Here is a 17,290-nt window from a genome sequence, read left to right as displayed (position 1 = left end):
TTCACCGTTGCTCCCAGTCTAGCTGAAGCCAGAAAGTCCTCGTATATATTCCGGAAGCACGTCAGGCCTGAGGCAACTGTCCGGAAATTCCTAACTACTACAGTTGATCCTGCCCAGTAACAGTGGACATCTCAAGAATGCGCTGGCCGCCCAGTTCGACGCGAACAGAGCCATTTCAGGCGGGAGTCCAGGGAGATACGCTTTCATCCATAGCGGATGGTCATCTTGAATCATTTTATTGGCACAAAATATTGATTCTAAAAGATAAAACCATTCACTATCTTCGTTTTTAGGCATGATTCATGAATAAGGCGGAATAAAGCTTTGACATCCATCAATTCAAGATGCTGTTACTATTATGGTATAAGTAAAAATGGCAAATTGATGAGGACTCGCGGTGTCTATAGAAAATGTCAGAGCAAAACTTTTGAAAATTGCAGTAGAGCAATCTTATAATTCTGTTCTCGTCACCAACTCGGACATTTCTCCGGGTGGGCCTTTTATAGTATATTGCAATAAAGCATTTTGCCTGATGACGGGATATTCATCGAAAGAGCTGTTAGGTAAGTCACCGCGCATTCTTCAAGGGCCTGATACCGATTCTGCGGTCATTGATACAATGAGAGATGCGTTAAATAAAAAAATATTTTGGGAAGGAAGCACAGTTAATTATAGAAAAAGTGGTGAGATCTATATCGTTAACTGGAACATTTCTCCAGTTTTTGGAAATGGCGTAGAGGTCACTCATTTTGTTTCTGTGCAACAGGAGGTTACTCAGTTTCACATTGCTAAAGAAGAAAATAATGCACTGGCTAAATTGTTAAATAAGTCCCCGGACCCTGCACTTGTAGTTAATAGTAAATGGCGTATTGTATTTTCCAATACTGCATTTGAGTCTCTTTCGGGCTACCAATCAAACGAATTGATGGGTGAAATACCAACCTGTTTTATACCCGGCGAACAGGATTGCGAAGTCTACCAGAAGATGTTGAAAACTTTTGATGCTGGCCAGCCTTTCCAAGCGCATTTGGTCAATAAAAGCAAAGATGGCGAGCGTAAATTTATTCATCATACTATCGAACCGATTATAGATAATTCAGGCAAGAATACACACTTTATCGTCATATTGGATGAGATGCGAGGTGATTAGGGAGGCGACGCCTATATCCTCTTAAATTCAGTGAGCATCGCGAGAGCGGTTGACCCGCCTATTCATTAGGCGGGATCAAGTCACTTACGCTTTGACATTGGTAGGGCCTTGCTAGAATCAATAACAGGTGCTCATTTGCCGAACTCTATTGCGACTACCCATCAAGCACACGCATGCTAAAACGGTGGCCACGGCTGGTAAGATCCCGTCACTCAGATCTTCACCACACGATCTGCGCCGGACCTGTGGCACCGATCTGTTCAAGGCAGGCATGCGCCAGCTCCAGGTGATCCTCGGGCATGAGTCCATGAAGCACCACGGAGCGTCGATGACACCGAGGCCTACCGTAGTCAAGCGGCACGGCTTCAATCCGGGCGATTCGGGTATCAGGGGCGTAAAAAGAAGGCGCTGAAGGTGCCTTGAAGGGACATCGAGCCGGAAAGGGAAATGGCACGGTGGGTTTGGTGGCATTATTGAGCGAATGCCATGGCCCAATGCCTGTTAGTAATTAGATTCGTAATCTACCGACGAGCTTGGTTACAAGAACAATCCTTTTTTTGCTGTATTCTACATCCAATGGTTCGGACAGTTTTAAAGAAAGCCTGATGCTCAGATAATGGGGTCTCTCACAACATCACCACCCGAGCACAGGCTTTCATGGAAATAGTCAATACAGTCTTGCAGCAGATGTCCAGTCTCAAAAAGCCCCAACGGCGCTTTATTCGCGTCCTGTTGCCCCTGCTGATGTGTTTGCGAGGTCGTGTCAACTTTCGCAATCTCAGCCGTTACAGTGATTACCATGAGAAGACCTTTTCGCGTTGGTATCGGCGTGCGTTTGATTTCACCGAGTTCAATCGCCTGAGCTTTGGATCGTCCCGACGGTGAACAGTCGCGCGTGGACCGCTATCTTCACCATCTTCAGCAGGATCGTGCGTCACTCCCGCCACAGGTGCGTTATCTCGTGGCGGACGGCTATTACAGTAAAACCCGCTACCTCCAGGGTGTCGTGGCAACGGGGTTACATCAGGTCGGCAAGCTGCGTCATGACGCCAATCTGCGTTGGCTGTATCAGGGAGAACAGAAACCCCGAGGGCGCAAGCGTCTTTATGGTGGAAAAGTGAGCGTTGATGACGTGAGCCGATGGACGCCGGCAGGCCACATGGAGGCGACACAGGTGTATACCGCTATCGTGAACAGCGCGCATTTCAAACGCGACCTACGGGTGGTGTATCTGGTAAAGCGGGTTGGCGGCAAAGTGAAAACAGCCTTGTTATTTTCGACGGATACGTCCCTGGAGGCCATGACATTGGTGACGTACTACAAGGCGCGTTTTCAGATTGAGTTTCTGTTTCGCGATGCCAAGCAGTTTCTGGGTCTGAACGACTGTCAGGCGCGAAAGGAACAAGCGCTACATTTCCATTTCAACGCCTCAATGACGGCGCTGAACCTACTCAAACTTGAAGATCGGCAGCATCAACCAAGCGGTCAACGGGTGATTTCGATTGCCCGCTGGAGAACCCGCAAAGCCAACGCGCACCTGCTGGAACGCTTTTCTTCCTACTTGGGTCTGGACTTCAATGACATAAAATCCCGTCCCGACTTTGATGAGATGTGCCATTACGGCGCTATTGCGTCATGAAACTGTCCGAACCATTGTACATCGATAGCTGCTCAGAGAAGAACCTCCTCCACCGGGCGGCGCAAGGATCGTGGCATTTCAGGCCCACGACCGATTCTCACTATCAGATCCGGCCGTCGATTCCCGACACCGAGAAAACGGGCAAACTTCGCGCGTAAGGGTGCCACCTCAACCGGCTGGTTAATAAAGGCCGTCCTTAAGTCCAGCGCAGTTGCCTGCAGAGCGAGTCGCTCATAGCAACGGCCCGCCTCAATCCAATGGGGTTTGTCGTCGATATCGGAAACCAGTACGGCAATGGCAGACGAGCTCCGGATGTTCCGGCAGTCTTTCTGGTTCTGCTTTTTTGCAGAGAAACCGAAGCGCATCGCCAACAATCCAAGCCAACGAGGCACTGCAGGATTACCCATCGCTGGTCCATACAGACCATCACCGCTAGTTACTGCCTCTGGCCCGTTAAAGCGAATCCAGGATTTAAGCTCCCGGACCCATGCAGCGTCGCCAAATTGGGCGGTGTTACCTTCAGCCACGTAGCGGGCTATCTGCTCTTTTTGGTCAGTATCAGTGAACAGCTTGATGGAGACGCCCTCGCCCTGCCCGGCTTTCTCCATCTGCCGCAACTGCTCGGCAGAGAGTGGCGATCCATCGTATTCCACCCGGCTACACTGCCTTTTGGGAATGGCATCGAACAAAGGCGACCGAAAGGGGGAGGTTTTCTCAAAATCAATCTGTACACCCGAGGTCGACGGGTCGTAGGAGCAGAAACCCCTTAGCCCCGCCGCTTCCGCTGCCAGCAACAGATTCTCGGAGGCACAGCCCAGGCTCGCATAAAGGTGGTGGTCATCGGGATCTACAGCGGGACAACGCCGTGACAGATCTGGAAGAATCCAGATCCGGTTCTTTTCAAGTTTGAAGATCCAGGGCTGTGTGTTGTGGCTGGATGCAGCCAAGGTCGCGTACCGTACCAGCCCACTGTAATCCGGCATTACCGTTTCAGTCTCAGGGGGCTGCCAGATCTCCCTGACTTTTTCCGAGTAGTCCATCGTGACTTTCTCCTTTAAACAATGGGGTGAGAATGGCCTCGATGATCTCGGCTTCCACCCTTGGGACTGTTGGCGTTTCATGGCAGGGATAGGAGCCTGCCAAACTTCCCCTGTCAACAGGCCCTACTTCTACTGTGTCACAAAATGACTTTGCTGCACTATTGCGATAACATTCGCACTTGACATGGGCGTTTATGCAACATTATAGGCTACATGAACGCTTTGAGTCATACCTTGAGCCGATTGCGGATAGCGTTGCCCCTACTCATGTGAGTCATGTGAGGGCTCGTCACCAGGCACTTTCTGGGAGTATCGGGTTGCTGCCTAAGAAGCTGGAAGCTTTTCCGACATCACTCTCCATGCGTGTGCTATCACCAAAAATTCATGCTATGGCAATATTCGAGTAGAAACCGTGATAACGTTTTGTATAGTGGCTACGTGACTTCATCACGAGTCAACTTTTGATATACACCAAGACCGACTACCAACAAAATAGCTGCAATTAATAAGAAAGTGGGGTAGATCAACGTAGTAATGTCTTTTGACCCGGCGTCAAAAACGAACACTAGGGATTCCAGGCTTATAGCAATGGCAATTATGACGAGAAACTTTAATAAAGCCTGCCTCTGTTTTTCAGGCGACTTCGTAGCACTGCTGCTGAAAACTTCTTCCTCCAACAAGAATTTGGACACATCGAAAACAGCCATTCCAATCACAATCAAGCCGATGGCATTAAGAAGGGCTGCAATAAGCAAGGTCTTTTCGTGTAACGAGAGCCATATATCCCATAAGGCAACACCCATCATTGTGAGACTTATAATCCCCAAGCTCAAGCTGATGAGTCCGTAAACAGCACGCCCTATCCAATCAGAAATAGTTTTCGCTTTATTCATTTTTGCTCCGATCCGCCAATTGATTTGCTGGCATATGTTGTTGCTAAGTAGTTATGCAAAAGTTATCGAGCTATTTATTCCGTAACTGTCACACACGTTTTTTACCGCTTCACAGAGTTTATCGAACGAACTGTAGTCTGTCAGCAGTAGCCATCGGTATTTGATTTCACCCCAAAGAATTTCGATCAGGTCCAGCCCCGGCGAATAAGGCGACAGATATACCAGGTGAATGCGATATGCCATCTAATCGATTATTTTGCGCTGGGATGCTCCCCCTCTGTCAGCCTAGTTGTCCGGTTGGTGTTATCGCCTAAATCAAATCCAGAGGGAGCGGCATGGAGGACAGGCAATTGATGCGAATGTTCTTCAACAAGTTGCTGTAACACAGCAAGCGCGCTCTCGTTGAGAAGGTGAGGACGTCCTTCACGCGCCTTGTCCTGAAGGCCTTCAATACCCTCTGTTTCCCCATTGGGATAACCAAGTAGACACCGTATCGCGTTTAAATCCGAATCTGGTTAATCGTATGACCTTTGTGGCTAAGCAAGACGGCGTGAGCCCTACGACGTAACGCTCTCTTTTCACCGTGCTGATAGGCGTCATTCACGATATGTTGCTAGTCAGGTGTCAAAGAAACGAAGCGTAAGCGTCGAGACATGGTGCGTCTCCCTTGTTGAGCTTCGTTTTTTATACAGCGTAACTTATGCAGAGTCACTTACTAAAGCATGTATCATACTGATTATTAAACCATTACATTATGAAAAGCGCAGCGTCACACCTAGCTGTTTGTTGTATATCAAGAGATATTTTATTAAGGGAAGCAGAAAAAACGCATTGTGGCAGTGCAGCAATTAATAGTCTATCGTAATTATGCAACCCTCCCTAAGAGGAAGAGGAGTGGACATGACAACGACGAAACTTCAATGTCCTGAATTGGATCTATGCGGCTCCGGGCCGATGCGATAGTTGATCAAGATGTGTAATCAAAAAGCGTTATGAAATCCATCTTTTCCCCAGGGAGCCGAGTCAATAACCTGAATTTAATTAATAAATGCAGGCAGCCCATCTACCATCTAATAGGACCGGCCACATGGTACATAAACCCAAATCCATTAACCTCGCCCTTCAGGGCGGAGGTTCTCATGGTGCCTTCACTTGGGGAGCTCTGGATCGGATTCTTGAGGACGGTCGATTGCACATCGCCGGGGTCTCAGGCACCTCGGCGGGGGCTATGAACGCGGTGGCACTGGCCGATGGTTTCGCCCGCGATGGTTCCGAGGGCGCGCGCGCGGCCCTAGAAAACTTTTGGCGATGCATTGGCGACGACGCAAAGAACAGCCCGCTGAAACGCACGCCCTACGATGTTCTGACGGGCAACTGGGGGCTGGAGAATAACCCCATGTATTACGCTATGGACGCTCTCTCCCGTGTGGCTTCGCCCTATCAGTTTAATCCTCTCAATATCAATCCGTTGCGCGATCTGGTGGAGAAAGTCATCGATTTCGACAGGGTGCGTAGGTGCAATGCGTTCAAACTCTTTATTTCTGCTACTAATGTAGAGAGCGGCAATGTCAAGGTCTTTCCTCGCGAAGAGTTGACGGTGGACGTGTTGATGGCTTCGGCCTGTATACCGTATCTCTATCAGGCAGTCGAGATCGACGGCGTGCCATATTGGGATGGCGGCTACGTGGGAAATCCGACGCTGTTTCCCTTTCACGGTGTGACCGGTACAGACGACATCATGGTGATCCAGATCAACCCGATCGAGCGCAAGGGCACACCGAAGAATCCCCAAGAGATACAGAACCGGATGAACGAGATCAGTTTCAACAACAGCCTGCTCAAGGAACTGCGCGGGATCGACTTCGTCGACCGATTGATCCGTCAGGGCAAGCTTACGACCGATGAATACCGTCAGGTGCGAGTGCATGTCGTGGAAAACCAGGCCGAACTAAAACCGCTGAGCGCCTCATCGAAGATGAACGTCGAGTGGGAGTTTCTCACCAAACTTCGCGATCTCGGCCGTGACACCGTAACAGACTGGCTGGATGAGAACCTTGCAGCCATCGGAGAACGTTCAAGTATCGATCTTCGTCAGATATTCCAAGGCATTGGCGCCCAGCACCAAGGTTAGAACCATCTTCCTTAATCAGCAGCAAACAACCCATCAGCCCGGTGAATTAGTGCCCATCCAGAAACACGCATTTTCAGCCAATTCAGCTCGATCCTGGAAATGGAAGCGGCGCTGAGTGCCGTCAATAACGTGATACAGAGGGCCTTGACGCCGACCAGTCAACCTCCTCCGATCCTTCTATGGGCTAGCGTATATTTTTTGTGGCGGTCCGTTATCGTGCTATGCAGCAAGAGGCGGTATTAGAAGGCGTACATGGCCATGCCCTGGATGCGCAGCGCATCCCCATCACGGCCATCTGCCACTTTGCGGGTATGGTAGCCCGCTTCCACGCCGTAGCTAACGCGCTTCACCGGCGACCAGATATAGTTCAGGTGGACGGCCTCGAACTTCTCGTTCGCGCCTGCTGCACCGGGAAGGCCAGCCTTAACCGCATCGTCCATGTCCGCGTTGGACACGCCGTAGCCAAGGTTGACGACCCCCGGCCCTGTCTTTAACGACATACCGACATTCGCCCCCCAAGCCTCGATGGTCTCGATCTCACCGCCATCAAGGAACCCAGGCGCGGAGGGATTGTTCTGCATGTACTCACCGATGCCGTCGCCGTACGTCAATCCGCCGCGCACGATGAACGCTGGCGTCATCGGGTAGCTTGCGGCTGCATTAATCCCCCACCCCATGGCATCGTCATTCAGCTTCTCACCTTCCACGTTAAGCTGATGCGCGACGGCGGAAAGGGAGTAATGGAGATCACCGGCTTGCGTTTGGTAGCGCAGGGTGGCATCCGGCATGGCTGCGTGGTTATCCTGGCTTACGGCATAACCGCCACGGGCCGGATTGAAGCCAACCGCAACCGCGTTGTTGAAGTCGTGCGGCTCAGGATTTTCCAGCGCAACGTGAAAATCCCCCATCGTGTAGCGCAACTGCGCCTTGCGACCGCTTTTGCTTTGCCCCGGGCTTGGCGCAAAATCAATGATCGGCGTGCGGCTTAGCTGACTGCCGAAGTTTGTCCAGGTCTTCCCCGCCAGCACGTTGTTCCAACTGCCGTAGGCATGGCGTAACCGAAGTTCACCACCCTCCGGGACGTTATCGAACCAGTCCACCTCGACGTGCGTGACCAAGGGAGAACCGGCCGCGGGGGTGGCCGTCTTGAAGCCCAGCCGGCTCTGGTAGGCGTGCATGTCAAAGTTGCCATCCACACCCGTTTGCCCGTCAATCAGGATGCGCGGGCGCGCTGCAAGATTCCCAAGGTCGTTATCACGGTCGTAGATCGCATCCAACTTGGCAAACCCGTACACACTCGCCTTCGTCTCGCCCACTTCAAAACTGACGGCACTGCTCGTCATCGACATCACGCCGGCACCCACAACACTCAGTGCCAACAGCGTCGGCTTGAGCAAATTACGCTGGGAAATCGTCATTACATTCCTTCATCTATATTCATCAATGCGCCCGGAGAGCGCGGTACAAAGGGCCGAGCAACCACTCAGCGATGTTCGCCAAGGCGCAAAGCGGGTGCCGAACATCCAGAGCGGCTAATAATTATCTGGCCTTACGTTGAAACTAAATTAGAACATAAATAATAGCATATTCTAAATTAGATCGCATGGGCGCTAGCGGTCCCCCGCGACGTACTCCTGCTTACATGCCCGGCGGGTGCCTGAGTGCGAACCACCTCGCCCCCGGGGTGCGGGAGGAACGTCTGCTCGACGCTAACGGACGCCGGCTCAAACAGGTAGCGCGATTCTAGTACTGCAGTTGTAGATAAACGCTATACGTCGTTAGCCACGGCCAGTGAGTGAGGTGCCCGATGCTGAACGACATGGCCCTTAAAAACGTGCATAAGCAGACCCGTGATTGGGAATCAGCATTATTCTCATGGTTGATAGCGTGGGCGGTTACATCAAACACGCCGAGGCCTCGGTGCGTATCTGCGGGGCCTATTGGGCGACGTCGAGCGACGCAACAGTTGGCAACTGGCGGAACATCAGTGCGATGCGCACCCCTACGGTGGAATATCGAGCCCTGTTTCCAGGAAAGCAAATCACAACGGGGGCTGGATCAGTATGAGATGCGGACTTGGCGAGGCTGGTATCGCCATATCACGCTGGTAATGGCGGCCTACGCTCAGCTGGTCACGTTGCGCCGACATCAGCTAAAAAAAGCCTGTTGCTGAACCTGGGTGGGCAGCCCGTCGTTCTCTCCCTGGCCGAAATGCGGCGATGGCTGTGCCTTACCCCATTGCCCAACGACGAAGGCGGCTGGAAGATGCGCTGTACTGGGTAAGACGCCAGCGGATAAAGGGAAGTATCAACACCTTGTCTCTCAATGATTATTTACGACCGTAGTACTTAGAGATGTTTGGGCTATCCGTGCCAGATATACCTTGCCGGCAACCCTAAACAGGTAACGAGCGCCACTACAGCAACCTTTTCTTTTTTAGCGCTCCGGAGCACCTCTCATTGGATGGCCAAACCCACCCCCGTCACGACACCATCACCCGGTTACGGCCCTTGGTCTTGGCTTGATAAAGCGCTTGATCGGCACGCTGTTTCGCTGTTGGTGACAGCGAAGTGGGGCGCGTCACGCTCACGCTCTGCGTTGCCGAAGTGCTACCAGATGAATCGATTGAACAGCTATTTGGGTGCGCTGACGGCGTACTCTACCGTGCCAAAAGTAATGGTCGTGACATGACGATGCATGCCTCAGGCCAATAGCTATAAGGTCTTATGTGGTTGGCCACCCAGCACACAGTGTGAAGCTATGAGTGTATATGCAGAGTTACTAAAAGGCAGCTTTGGGTCATCTCCTGCCCTTCGCTGCATACGCCGGAAACTGCCGATACGCGAGATAATTATACTCGCTCTTCCGGCAGACGGATTTGGCGTACAATCCGTCCTTATTGATTCTCCCTGCAGCTTGCCACCAAAGCGTGCTGAGGGCTAGCCGGGCGGGTTGGCCAATATATGATGGCAAGTTAGGCGAACCGGAGCGGCTACCTCGGCTATGCTGCATGAGTCACAGAAAACTCGAGAGAGCGCGTCATGAGGGGATTTTCGTTGTATGTCGTGCATTATCTAAGTCTGGTGCTGCTATTGGCGCTTACCAACCAGGCGATGGCAAGCGAAGTCACCTGGCCGCGAATGGCCGACTCGGCGGATGGGGTGCCGATTGCCTACGAGGTGCGGGGGAGCGGCAAACCGACGCTCGTCTTCATTCATGGCTGGAGTTGCGACGGGCGATACTGGCGCGGGCAGCTGCCGCACTTCTCTCGTCAACATCGGGTGGTGGCCATCGATCTTGCCGGGCACGGTCATTCTGGCCAGAAGCGTGAGTCATTCACCGTGCCAGCCTTCGGGGAGGACGTGAAGGCGGTACTGGACGATCTGGAAGTGGAGCAGGCGATCCTCATCGGACACTCCATGGGTGGACCGGTCAGCGTGGAAGCGGCACGCCTGTTTCCGAAACGCGTCATCGGGATCATCGGCGTCGACACTTTCCACCACGTGAACTCAGAAATCACCCAGGCCCAGCTCGACGGAATGCTGGTACCACTCCAGCAAGACTTTGCACCGGCCGCACAACAGTTCGTGGCGTCGATGTTCATCGAGAGCACCGACCCCAATCTGCGCGACTGGGTCATGCGTGACATGGCGGCCTCGCCGTCGCAGGTGGCCATCAGCGCCATGGATGATATGCTGTCGCGCCATGCAGATGGTGAAGCGGCGCAACGATTCGAAGAACTGGCTGTGCCCGTATTCTCCATCAATGCTGACCTCTGGCCGACAGAAGTCGAAGCCAACCAGGAGCTCCTACCCGAGTTCGACGCCGTGATCATGGCAGACACCGACCACTTCCTGCACATGGCCAAGCCGGTGGCTTTCAACCGTGAGCTGGAACGGGTGATCGGCACCATGACGGCGGAGGTCGACAGGTAATGCCTTGCACTGGGAGCGCCTCCACTGGCAAAGAACTGTGAGAAGCTCCCCTGATGTAACGCTTGCAGCAGGGGCACGACGTCAGGAGCGTCCCTTGCCTGCAATTGTTAATTTGCACCCTGAATTCAACAATCATACGGCCGGATTCCCCGTATCAACGGGCGTGAGCCAGTGATGCGCGGGAGGAAGGCCGTAAAGTTGTAGAAGGGGTATCGAAATCCGAGTGAGCAGGTTCGCCAGGGTGACGTCTTCCCTGAACAGGGCGTCAACCCCGCTTGAATTTCAAGACTTCCCCCACATCCAGGTTGCCCACGTAGCGCACAAAGCGCTCCTCTTTTTCGATTGCCGCAAGCATCGCCATGCGGTCAGCCAGCTCATTGCCTTCGATGCCGGCATGGGCCTTCACATGGTTCAGCGTGATTTTGGAAGCGATCGCCAGGTACAGATCGTGGGCTGGCGCGATGATATCCGGATTTTTTACCGGGTCACCGTTGGGGCGTTTCCATCCCCGCTTTTTCCAGCCTGACGCCCATTGGCTGACACACTGGATCGCATAGCGGGAATCGGCACGAATACGCACGCTCTCCCCCGCCTCGACCGCTCCCTTGGCAAGTTTAAATGCCTCATGCAAGGCATGAAGCTCGGCAGTGTTGTTGGTGCCTCTCAAGGTGTAGTGGCCCAGATAGAGTGAATCGAGTATGCCTTGGCGGTAGACAGCCAAGCCCGATCCAGCCGGCCCCGGATTAGGGTCGCACGCGCCATCACAGAAGATCTCCACGTCGACGGCGACGGACGCATCGTGACGCATGTTATCTCCCGCGCCTTTGACGCCTTTCTCTGTAGGGTCAGCCTTGCCCCATCCACCCTCGCCCCAGCCTTGCTGGAAAGCACTATGGGCCTCGCCCTTGCTGAGGTAAGACTTGAACTTTGCCTTGGGAAACCCTTTGGTTTGCTTCTGGCAGTCCGCCCAGGTGGTGTATACCCCCGGCGTGCGCCCTTCCCAGACCACATACCACTTGGGCTTTTTCGCCGTTGCCATAATCGTGCCCTTCAAAGTTGAATGCTGCCTGGGGTTCGTCGCTGACTGAGCAGATGGAAGAACTGGAGCAACTCAACAACCGCCTTCTGGATCTTGATCAACAAGTGGAGCAAGTCAGTCGTGCGTTCGCCCCCTGCCGTCAACTGATGGCCATTGAAGGTATCGGCATAATATCAGCGACGCAACTTTACAGTGCGTTAGGTGACGGTCGAGCGTTCCAGAATGGCCGTCAGGCCTCTGCCTACATTGGCCTGACGCCAAAGCAATATAGTAGCGGCGGCTCGGCCACGATGCGAGGCATTGGGCGCACTGGGCAGGGCTATCGCAGTTGGCAGATGGGTGCTCGAATCTATTGTTCAGACTATTGCCAAGCACTTGATGTCTGGTATGAAGCCAAGACCTTAGAAAGCGATTATTTCTAACTGCGATAGCCCTGGCGCACTGGGCAACTATCCCTTAAATGCGCGCTTATACGAGGGGGGCACGCTGCCATTCGTGTCCTGGACGATAAACAAGATGCCAGAAGTCGGTGGTTACGTGATTTAGTCAGTCGTGTTGGCAAAAACAGGGCNAGAAGTCGGTGGTTACGTGATTTAGTCAGTCGTGTTGGCAAAAACAGGGCGGCCGTTGCGCTCGCCAACAAAAATGTCCGTATTGCCTGGGCAATACTTTGTCGGAAAACACCTTACCGTCACGATTTTCATGGAATCCAGGAGGCAGCGGTATAAATCCACACGATCACGGTTAGCCAAGCGGCCTGGATTGCCACCTTGTTGCCGAGCACCGAAAGATGAAAAACAGGTCAGACCGGCCTTCTCAAAACCTGTCGAAGGGTTGGGCTCTTGGAAGCCACCTCCCCTCTGAGGAGAGAAGGCGCGCGTCATTCATTAGGGTCAGGGGTTAGCTACCCCACTAACCCGAATATTGCAGCAAACATGAAAAAAAGCGGCTGAAAATCGCTTGTAATTCAAGCTCCTACACAAGAATCAGCCGGTTCAGCCGCCATGACAAAATGTACCACGCCGTCCGTCTCTTTTCCACGCTGCAAAGGCCGTCAAATCGTCGCCAACTTCGATGGCGGTGATGTCACCTCCGACGGAGGCATCCTGCTCCTTCGTCAGCTCGATCGTGAGATGGGCCTGACGCGCGCCGTAGCCCGCCGCCTGAGTGATGCGCGTGACCCTCAGCGCTGCCAGCACCGTACGGAAACCCTGGTCTGCCAGCGCATCTTCGGCCTCGCGCTGGGATACGAAGATCTCAATGATCACCAGGCGCTGCGCCATGACATCGCCCTGCAAACGGCCGTCGATACGGAGGGTGTGCTGGCCAGCCTGTCCACCCTGTGCCGCTTCGAGCAGCAGGCCGACCGGGACTGGGCGGTAGCCATTCACGAGGAGATCATCGAGCAGTTCATCCGCTCCTTCCGGAAGCCGCCGAAAAAACCGCTCTACCTCGACTTTGATGCCACCGATGATCGTGTGCACGGCGAGCAGCTCGGGCGGCACTTCTCCGGCTACTACGACCACTACATCTTCTTGCCCTTGTTCGTGTTCTGCGGGAATCAGCTGCTGGCCAGCTACCTGCGCCCCGCCTCGCGGGATGCCGCTCACCATGCCGGTGCCCTTCTGACGCTGCTGGTCCGACGGCTTCGTCAGGCATGGCCCGAGGTGACAATCGTGTTTCGCGGCGACAGCGGCTTCTGCCGCCCCCTGATCCTTAACTGGTGTGACCGCCATGGTGTCGATTACATCATTGGCATCGCCGGCAACAAGCGCCTGGCCAAGCTGGCACTGGACATCGACGCCGCCTCGGCCATCCGCTTCGAGAAGACCTGGGACGCCCTCGGCGATTACATCGCACTGGAAGGCGCGGGAAAAACCAATAACGCCTTTGAGGTTGGCAAGGTCACCAGCATTTTTCAGCATATCCTTGACGAAACTACGGTCGATTTTAAGGGTATCCACCGTCAAGTCACGAAGATGGCCAAGGGTCGAGTAGCCTGTGCCGAAATCGTCGAGAGACACCCGTATACCGAGCGACTTTGGCCATCGTGGAAAGCGTCATCTACCTCGCTCACCGGTTCAGCAAAAGGGTAGTGGCGGAAGGCGTGAAAAGTGACGCCCATATCCATCGCTTGCAAGGGATGGGCTGTGATCTACTGCAGGGCTTTGGTATTAGTAAACCCATGCCAGCCGAAACGCTGCGGTCTTGGTATGTTGAGCGTGAGTAACCGGCAATTCGGGCAGAGTTTCTCTCATGCCTGCGGCTATGTTGGTTGTCGAACAGACATATCCTGCCAACGACCTGAGAATCCATAAGAGGTAGCGCCAAACTGCGTTTCTCTCTCAGAGCCGGAAGGAGCGATCATGTCGACAATCACCACTATTAACCCCGCGACCGAAAAAGAAATTCAGACCTACGAAATCATGACCGAAAAGCAGGCGACGGACCGGCTTGAGGCCTGCCATGCGGCGTTCCTGGAATGGCGTGAACTGAGCCACCAGGAGCGGGCCCCCTATCTCAAAAAGATCGGCCAAAAATTGCGTGACAATGCCGATGAGCTGGCCGCCTTGATGACCAGCGAAACCGGTAAGCTCTTGAAAGACGGACATGTTGAGGTCGAACTCTGTGCGGCACTCTTTGATTACGCCGCCGAAAACGGACCCGACGCACTGGCCGACGAGGAGCGTGTGCAGGGTCTCAACGGCAAGCGCGGCGTCGTCAGCTATCAGCCCCTTGGCGTCATCTATTCTATCCAGCCCTGGAACTTCCCCATCTACCAGCCGGTGCGTGTGCTGGCGGCAAATCTGATGGCAGGCAACGGCTGTGTTCTCAAGCACGCCAGCATCTGCACCGGGTCTGGCCTGCGCCTGCGCGAATTATGCATTGAAGCGGGCCTGCCCGAGGATCTGTTTCAGGTCATCGTGATCGACCACGACACCAGCGATAATCTGATCGCCCACCCTAAAGTCCGTGGTGTCACGCTGACCGGCAGTGATGGTGCCGGGCGACACGTTGGTGCTGTGGCCGCCAGTGCGTTGAAGAAGACCGTGCTGGAACTGGGCTCGAACGACGCCTACCTGGTGCTGGAAGATGCCGACATCGACACGGCGGTGAAGTTTTCGGTCATCGGGCGGCTGTACAACAATGGACAGACCTGCGTTTCCGCCAAGCGCTTCATCGTGACTGACAAGGTCTATGACGCCTTTGTCGATGCGTTCGTGGCTCAAATGAACGACATCGTCATGGGCGATCCCACGGATAAGCATAGCCAGCTTGGCCCGCTGTCCAGCCAGGACCAGTTTGATACGGTCAAAGACCAGGTGGATGCCAGCGTCGCCAAGGGTGCAAAAATCCTCTGCGGCGGCGAAGTGCCTGACCGCACCGGTGCCTATTATCCCGCCACAGTGCTGGCAGACCTCGCGCCCGGAATGCCCGCCTACGACGATGAAATCTTTGGACCCGTCGCCTCAATTATCCGTGCCAAAGATGACGAGGACGCCATGCGACTGGCCAATGAAAGCCGCTACGGTCTGGGTGGCGGGATCTTTTCAAAAAACGAGGAACGTGCCCTCAAACTGGCCCGCGATCATTTCGACACCGGCATGATCCGCATCAATTCGTTCGGGGCGGCTGATCCGAACATGCCCTTTGGAGGGGTCAAGAATTCCGGATACGGGCGTGAACACGGCGGCTTTGGCATCAAGGAATTCGTTAACGTAAAGGCGATTTTCCTACCGTGACCACTCGCCACATTTTAACTATCTTTCACACAACACAGGAGAAGAACCCATGTCAGAAATCAATGGCAAGGTCGTCATCATTACCGGCGCCAGCAGTGGTCTCGGTAAAGCCACCGCCCACCGTCTGGCCAAGGGTGGCGCAAAGTTGGTGCTTGCTGCTCGCCGCGAGGATCGCCTTGTGGAGCTGCGCGACGCTATCAAGGAGCAGGGCGGTAATGCAATCTACCAGGTGACCGACGTTACTGACCGCGATCAGGTCGAGGCGCTCGCCACCGCGGCCAAGGAGACCTACGGCCGCATCGACGTGCTGGTCAACAATGCAGGCCTGATGCCGCTGTCACCGCTTGATCAGCTCAAGGTCGACGAATGGGAACAGATGATAGACGTCAACATCAAGGGTGTGCTCTATGGCATCGCTTCGGTGCTGCCGACTATGCGCGAGCAGCATGTTGGCCACATCATCAACCTCTCGTCGGTAGCCGGGCATAAGGTTTTTCCAGCGTCAGCCGTCTACTCCGCGACCAAGTATGCAGTTAAGGCGCTTTCTGAGGGTATACGCCAGGAAGGCGGCGGGGAAATCCGCTCCACCAACATCTCTCCCGGGGCCATTGCCACCGAGTTGACGTCCACCATCAGCGATCCAGAGACAGCCGAGGGCGTGGATGAAATGTACGAGATGGCTATCGATGCTGATGCCATCGCCCGTGCGGTCACCTACGCCATCGAGCAGCCGGCGGATGTCGACGTCAACGAGATTATTATCCGGCCGACTAAGCAGCCACTCTAACTAGTGCCCATCCAGAAACATGCATTTTCAGTCAATTCAGCTCGACCCTGGAAATGGAAGCGGCGCTGAGTGCCGTCAATAACGTGACGACGGCTGAATAACGCTCAGTCTGGCTGTCATTTGAGCAGTCAGCCCAACGTCAGGCCACGGGCATATCTTGCATGGCCACCCCATGCGTTCCTTTGATAGGTTTTCAGCCCGAACCTGGGAATTAATCCGGCCCGAGTCGCGCCAACCTTACCAGGTTGTAGCTCAGAGCCGAGGCCCAGACAAACGCCTTGAAGCCATCATGACCTTTCCACTTCGCCTTCGCAGCGCCGAAGGCTCTCTTCAGCTCCGAGATATTGCCTTCGACGCCGGCTCGAAAATGACGTAAGGCGTTAAAGGTCTTCGACTTGACGCCCATGGCGGTGAGCGATACGCCCACGGGCTTGTGAAACACAACGTGCTTAAGGCCCATGGCGCGCCCAGCCGCGACATTTGCCTGGCTGGCGTAGCCGCCATCAGCGACCACAGCGCGAGGCAGCTTGCCCAGAACGGATCGATGAAAATCCAGTATCGGCAGAAACAGCGTTTTATCGCCCGGATTCCCCTCTTCGATGGTCAACGCGGTGATAAAGCCGCTCACTTCACTGCTCAGATTGATTTTATGGCCGTACTGCACGTCGCGGAATCCCTTGACGATGATATCGGTATGCGGCTCAAACAGGCTGACGAGCTTGTCCGAGGAGGGCACCCGTTCGCCCTGGATGACACGACGTTGGGTCTGCTCGATCACGCGCGACATCAGCTCCCTGTAGTGCGCCAACGCGTCCAGCCATTTCTGTTGAGCCGCTGAGCCATCCCCGCCTTCGAGCACCTGCCGTTGCCCGCGATCCGCCTGCTTCAATACTAGCCGTGCGATCTTCAGCAGGTCGGGATAGAGCTCATCCT

General features: G+C 54.2%; 14 protein-coding genes and 4 pseudogenes. 11 read left to right on the top strand and 7 right to left on the bottom strand.

The genetic code is table 11. The annotated features are described in order from the left end of the window. Positions 1 to 397 precede the first annotated feature (397 nt). The 3 genes from DU506_RS14240 (at position 398) to DU506_RS14225 (ending at position 2,789) form a co-directional block, all read left to right on the top strand. Complete coding sequence (locus DU506_RS14240) at positions 398 to 1,150, top strand: PAS domain-containing protein (RefSeq protein WP_114487570.1); 753 nt, start codon at positions 398 to 400, stop codon at positions 1,148 to 1,150. A gap of 127 nt (positions 1,151 to 1,277) precedes the next feature. Next, positions 1,278 to 1,562, top strand: a complete 285-nt coding sequence (locus tag DU506_RS22825) for a tyrosine-type recombinase/integrase (protein WP_114487569.1) — start codon at positions 1,278 to 1,280, stop codon at positions 1,560 to 1,562. Between the two features lie 453 nt (positions 1,563 to 2,015). Beyond that, the gene (locus DU506_RS14225; protein ID WP_114487567.1) at positions 2,016 to 2,789 is read left to right on the top strand and encodes a transposase; all 774 of its coding nucleotides are present in this window, start codon (positions 2,016 to 2,018) and stop codon (positions 2,787 to 2,789) included. Between the two features lie 32 nt (positions 2,790 to 2,821). Here DU506_RS14225 and DU506_RS14220 read toward each other — a convergent pair whose 3' ends face one another. The 3 genes and pseudogenes from DU506_RS14220 to DU506_RS14210 all read right to left on the bottom strand — a co-directional run bounded on the left by DU506_RS14220 (position 2,822) and on the right by DU506_RS14210 (position 5,329). Then, the gene (locus tag DU506_RS14220; RefSeq protein ID WP_220254397.1) at positions 2,822 to 3,829 is read right to left on the bottom strand and encodes an Acg family FMN-binding oxidoreductase; all 1,008 of its coding nucleotides are present in this window, start codon (positions 3,827 to 3,829) and stop codon (positions 2,822 to 2,824) included. Between the two features lie 434 nt (positions 3,830 to 4,263). Further along, positions 4,264 to 4,722 carry a general glycosylation pathway protein gene (locus DU506_RS21710; protein WP_181870774.1) on the bottom strand — a complete coding sequence of 153 codons (459 nt, stop codon included), beginning with the start codon at positions 4,720 to 4,722 and terminating at the stop codon, positions 4,264 to 4,266. Between the two features lie 51 nt (positions 4,723 to 4,773). After that, positions 4,774 to 5,329: pseudogene (locus DU506_RS14210) on the bottom strand (helix-turn-helix domain-containing protein). Positions 5,330 to 5,809: 480 nt separating this feature from the next. Between DU506_RS14210 and DU506_RS14205 the strand changes: the two are divergent. Beyond that, complete coding sequence (locus tag DU506_RS14205; protein ID WP_114487566.1) at positions 5,810 to 6,853, top strand: patatin-like phospholipase family protein; 1,044 nt, start codon at positions 5,810 to 5,812, stop codon at positions 6,851 to 6,853. A gap of 239 nt (positions 6,854 to 7,092) precedes the next feature. Here the strand turns inward: DU506_RS14205 and DU506_RS14200 are convergent, their stop codons facing one another. Continuing rightward, positions 7,093 to 8,271, bottom strand: coding sequence for a DcaP family trimeric outer membrane transporter (locus DU506_RS14200; protein WP_114487565.1), 1,179 nt, complete (start codon positions 8,269 to 8,271; stop codon positions 7,093 to 7,095). A 578-nt stretch (positions 8,272 to 8,849) separates the two neighbouring features. Between DU506_RS14200 and DU506_RS22235 the strand changes: the two are divergent. Both DU506_RS22235 and DU506_RS14195 read left to right on the top strand, forming a co-directional pair. Next, a pseudogene (locus tag DU506_RS22235) lies at positions 8,850 to 9,026 on the top strand (IS701 family transposase); the annotation flags it as partial. Positions 9,027 to 9,894: 868 nt separating this feature from the next. Continuing rightward, the gene (locus DU506_RS14195) at positions 9,895 to 10,788 is read left to right on the top strand and encodes an alpha/beta fold hydrolase (RefSeq protein WP_114487564.1); all 894 of its coding nucleotides are present in this window, start codon (positions 9,895 to 9,897) and stop codon (positions 10,786 to 10,788) included. Positions 10,789 to 11,053: 265 nt separating this feature from the next. Here DU506_RS14195 and DU506_RS14190 read toward each other — a convergent pair whose 3' ends face one another. Beyond that, entirely contained in the window at positions 11,054 to 11,827 is a 774-nt protein-coding gene (locus DU506_RS14190) for a ribonuclease H family protein (RefSeq protein WP_114487563.1), read from the bottom strand. A gap of 53 nt (positions 11,828 to 11,880) precedes the next feature. On the opposite strand from DU506_RS14190, the gene DU506_RS14185 reads away from it, so the two are divergent. Together DU506_RS14185 and DU506_RS14180 are read left to right on the top strand one after the other, a co-directional pair. After that, positions 11,881 to 12,249 (top strand): transposase, encoded by a 369-nt coding sequence (locus DU506_RS14185; RefSeq protein ID WP_114487562.1) that lies wholly within the window; start codon positions 11,881 to 11,883, stop codon positions 12,247 to 12,249. A gap of 582 nt (positions 12,250 to 12,831) precedes the next feature. Further along, positions 12,832 to 13,587, top strand: a pseudogene (locus tag DU506_RS14180) (IS1380 family transposase); the annotation flags it as partial. Positions 13,588 to 13,722: 135 nt separating this feature from the next. On the opposite strand, the pseudogene DU506_RS22230 reads toward DU506_RS14180, so the two are convergent. Beyond that, a pseudogene (locus tag DU506_RS22230) lies at positions 13,723 to 13,851 on the bottom strand (EAL domain-containing protein); the annotation flags it as partial. A 26-nt stretch (positions 13,852 to 13,877) separates the two neighbouring features. On the opposite strand from DU506_RS22230, the gene DU506_RS22225 reads away from it, so the two are divergent. From DU506_RS22225 to DU506_RS14165, 3 genes are all read left to right on the top strand, one after another. Next, positions 13,878 to 14,057, top strand: a complete 180-nt coding sequence (locus DU506_RS22225) for an EAL domain-containing protein (protein WP_328587984.1) — start codon at positions 13,878 to 13,880, stop codon at positions 14,055 to 14,057. Between the two features lie 136 nt (positions 14,058 to 14,193). Next, on the top strand, positions 14,194 to 15,570 hold the full coding sequence (locus tag DU506_RS14170; protein WP_114487559.1) for an NAD-dependent succinate-semialdehyde dehydrogenase: 1,377 nt from the start codon (positions 14,194 to 14,196) through the stop codon (positions 15,568 to 15,570). A 49-nt stretch (positions 15,571 to 15,619) separates the two neighbouring features. Continuing rightward, on the top strand, positions 15,620 to 16,357 hold the full coding sequence (locus DU506_RS14165; RefSeq protein WP_114487558.1) for an SDR family oxidoreductase: 738 nt from the start codon (positions 15,620 to 15,622) through the stop codon (positions 16,355 to 16,357). Positions 16,358 to 16,568: 211 nt separating this feature from the next. Here DU506_RS14165 and DU506_RS14160 read toward each other — a convergent pair. Further along, a partial coding sequence (locus tag DU506_RS14160; protein WP_147273757.1) for a transposase occupies positions 16,569 to 17,290 on the bottom strand: 722 nt, incomplete at its 5' end.

This window comes from Vreelandella rituensis, assembly GCF_003336665.1.
GTDB lineage: Bacteria > Pseudomonadota > Gammaproteobacteria > Pseudomonadales > Halomonadaceae > Vreelandella > Vreelandella rituensis.
The sequence above is the reverse complement of the archived record's forward strand: the minus strand, read 5'-3'. Positions and strand labels throughout refer to the sequence as shown.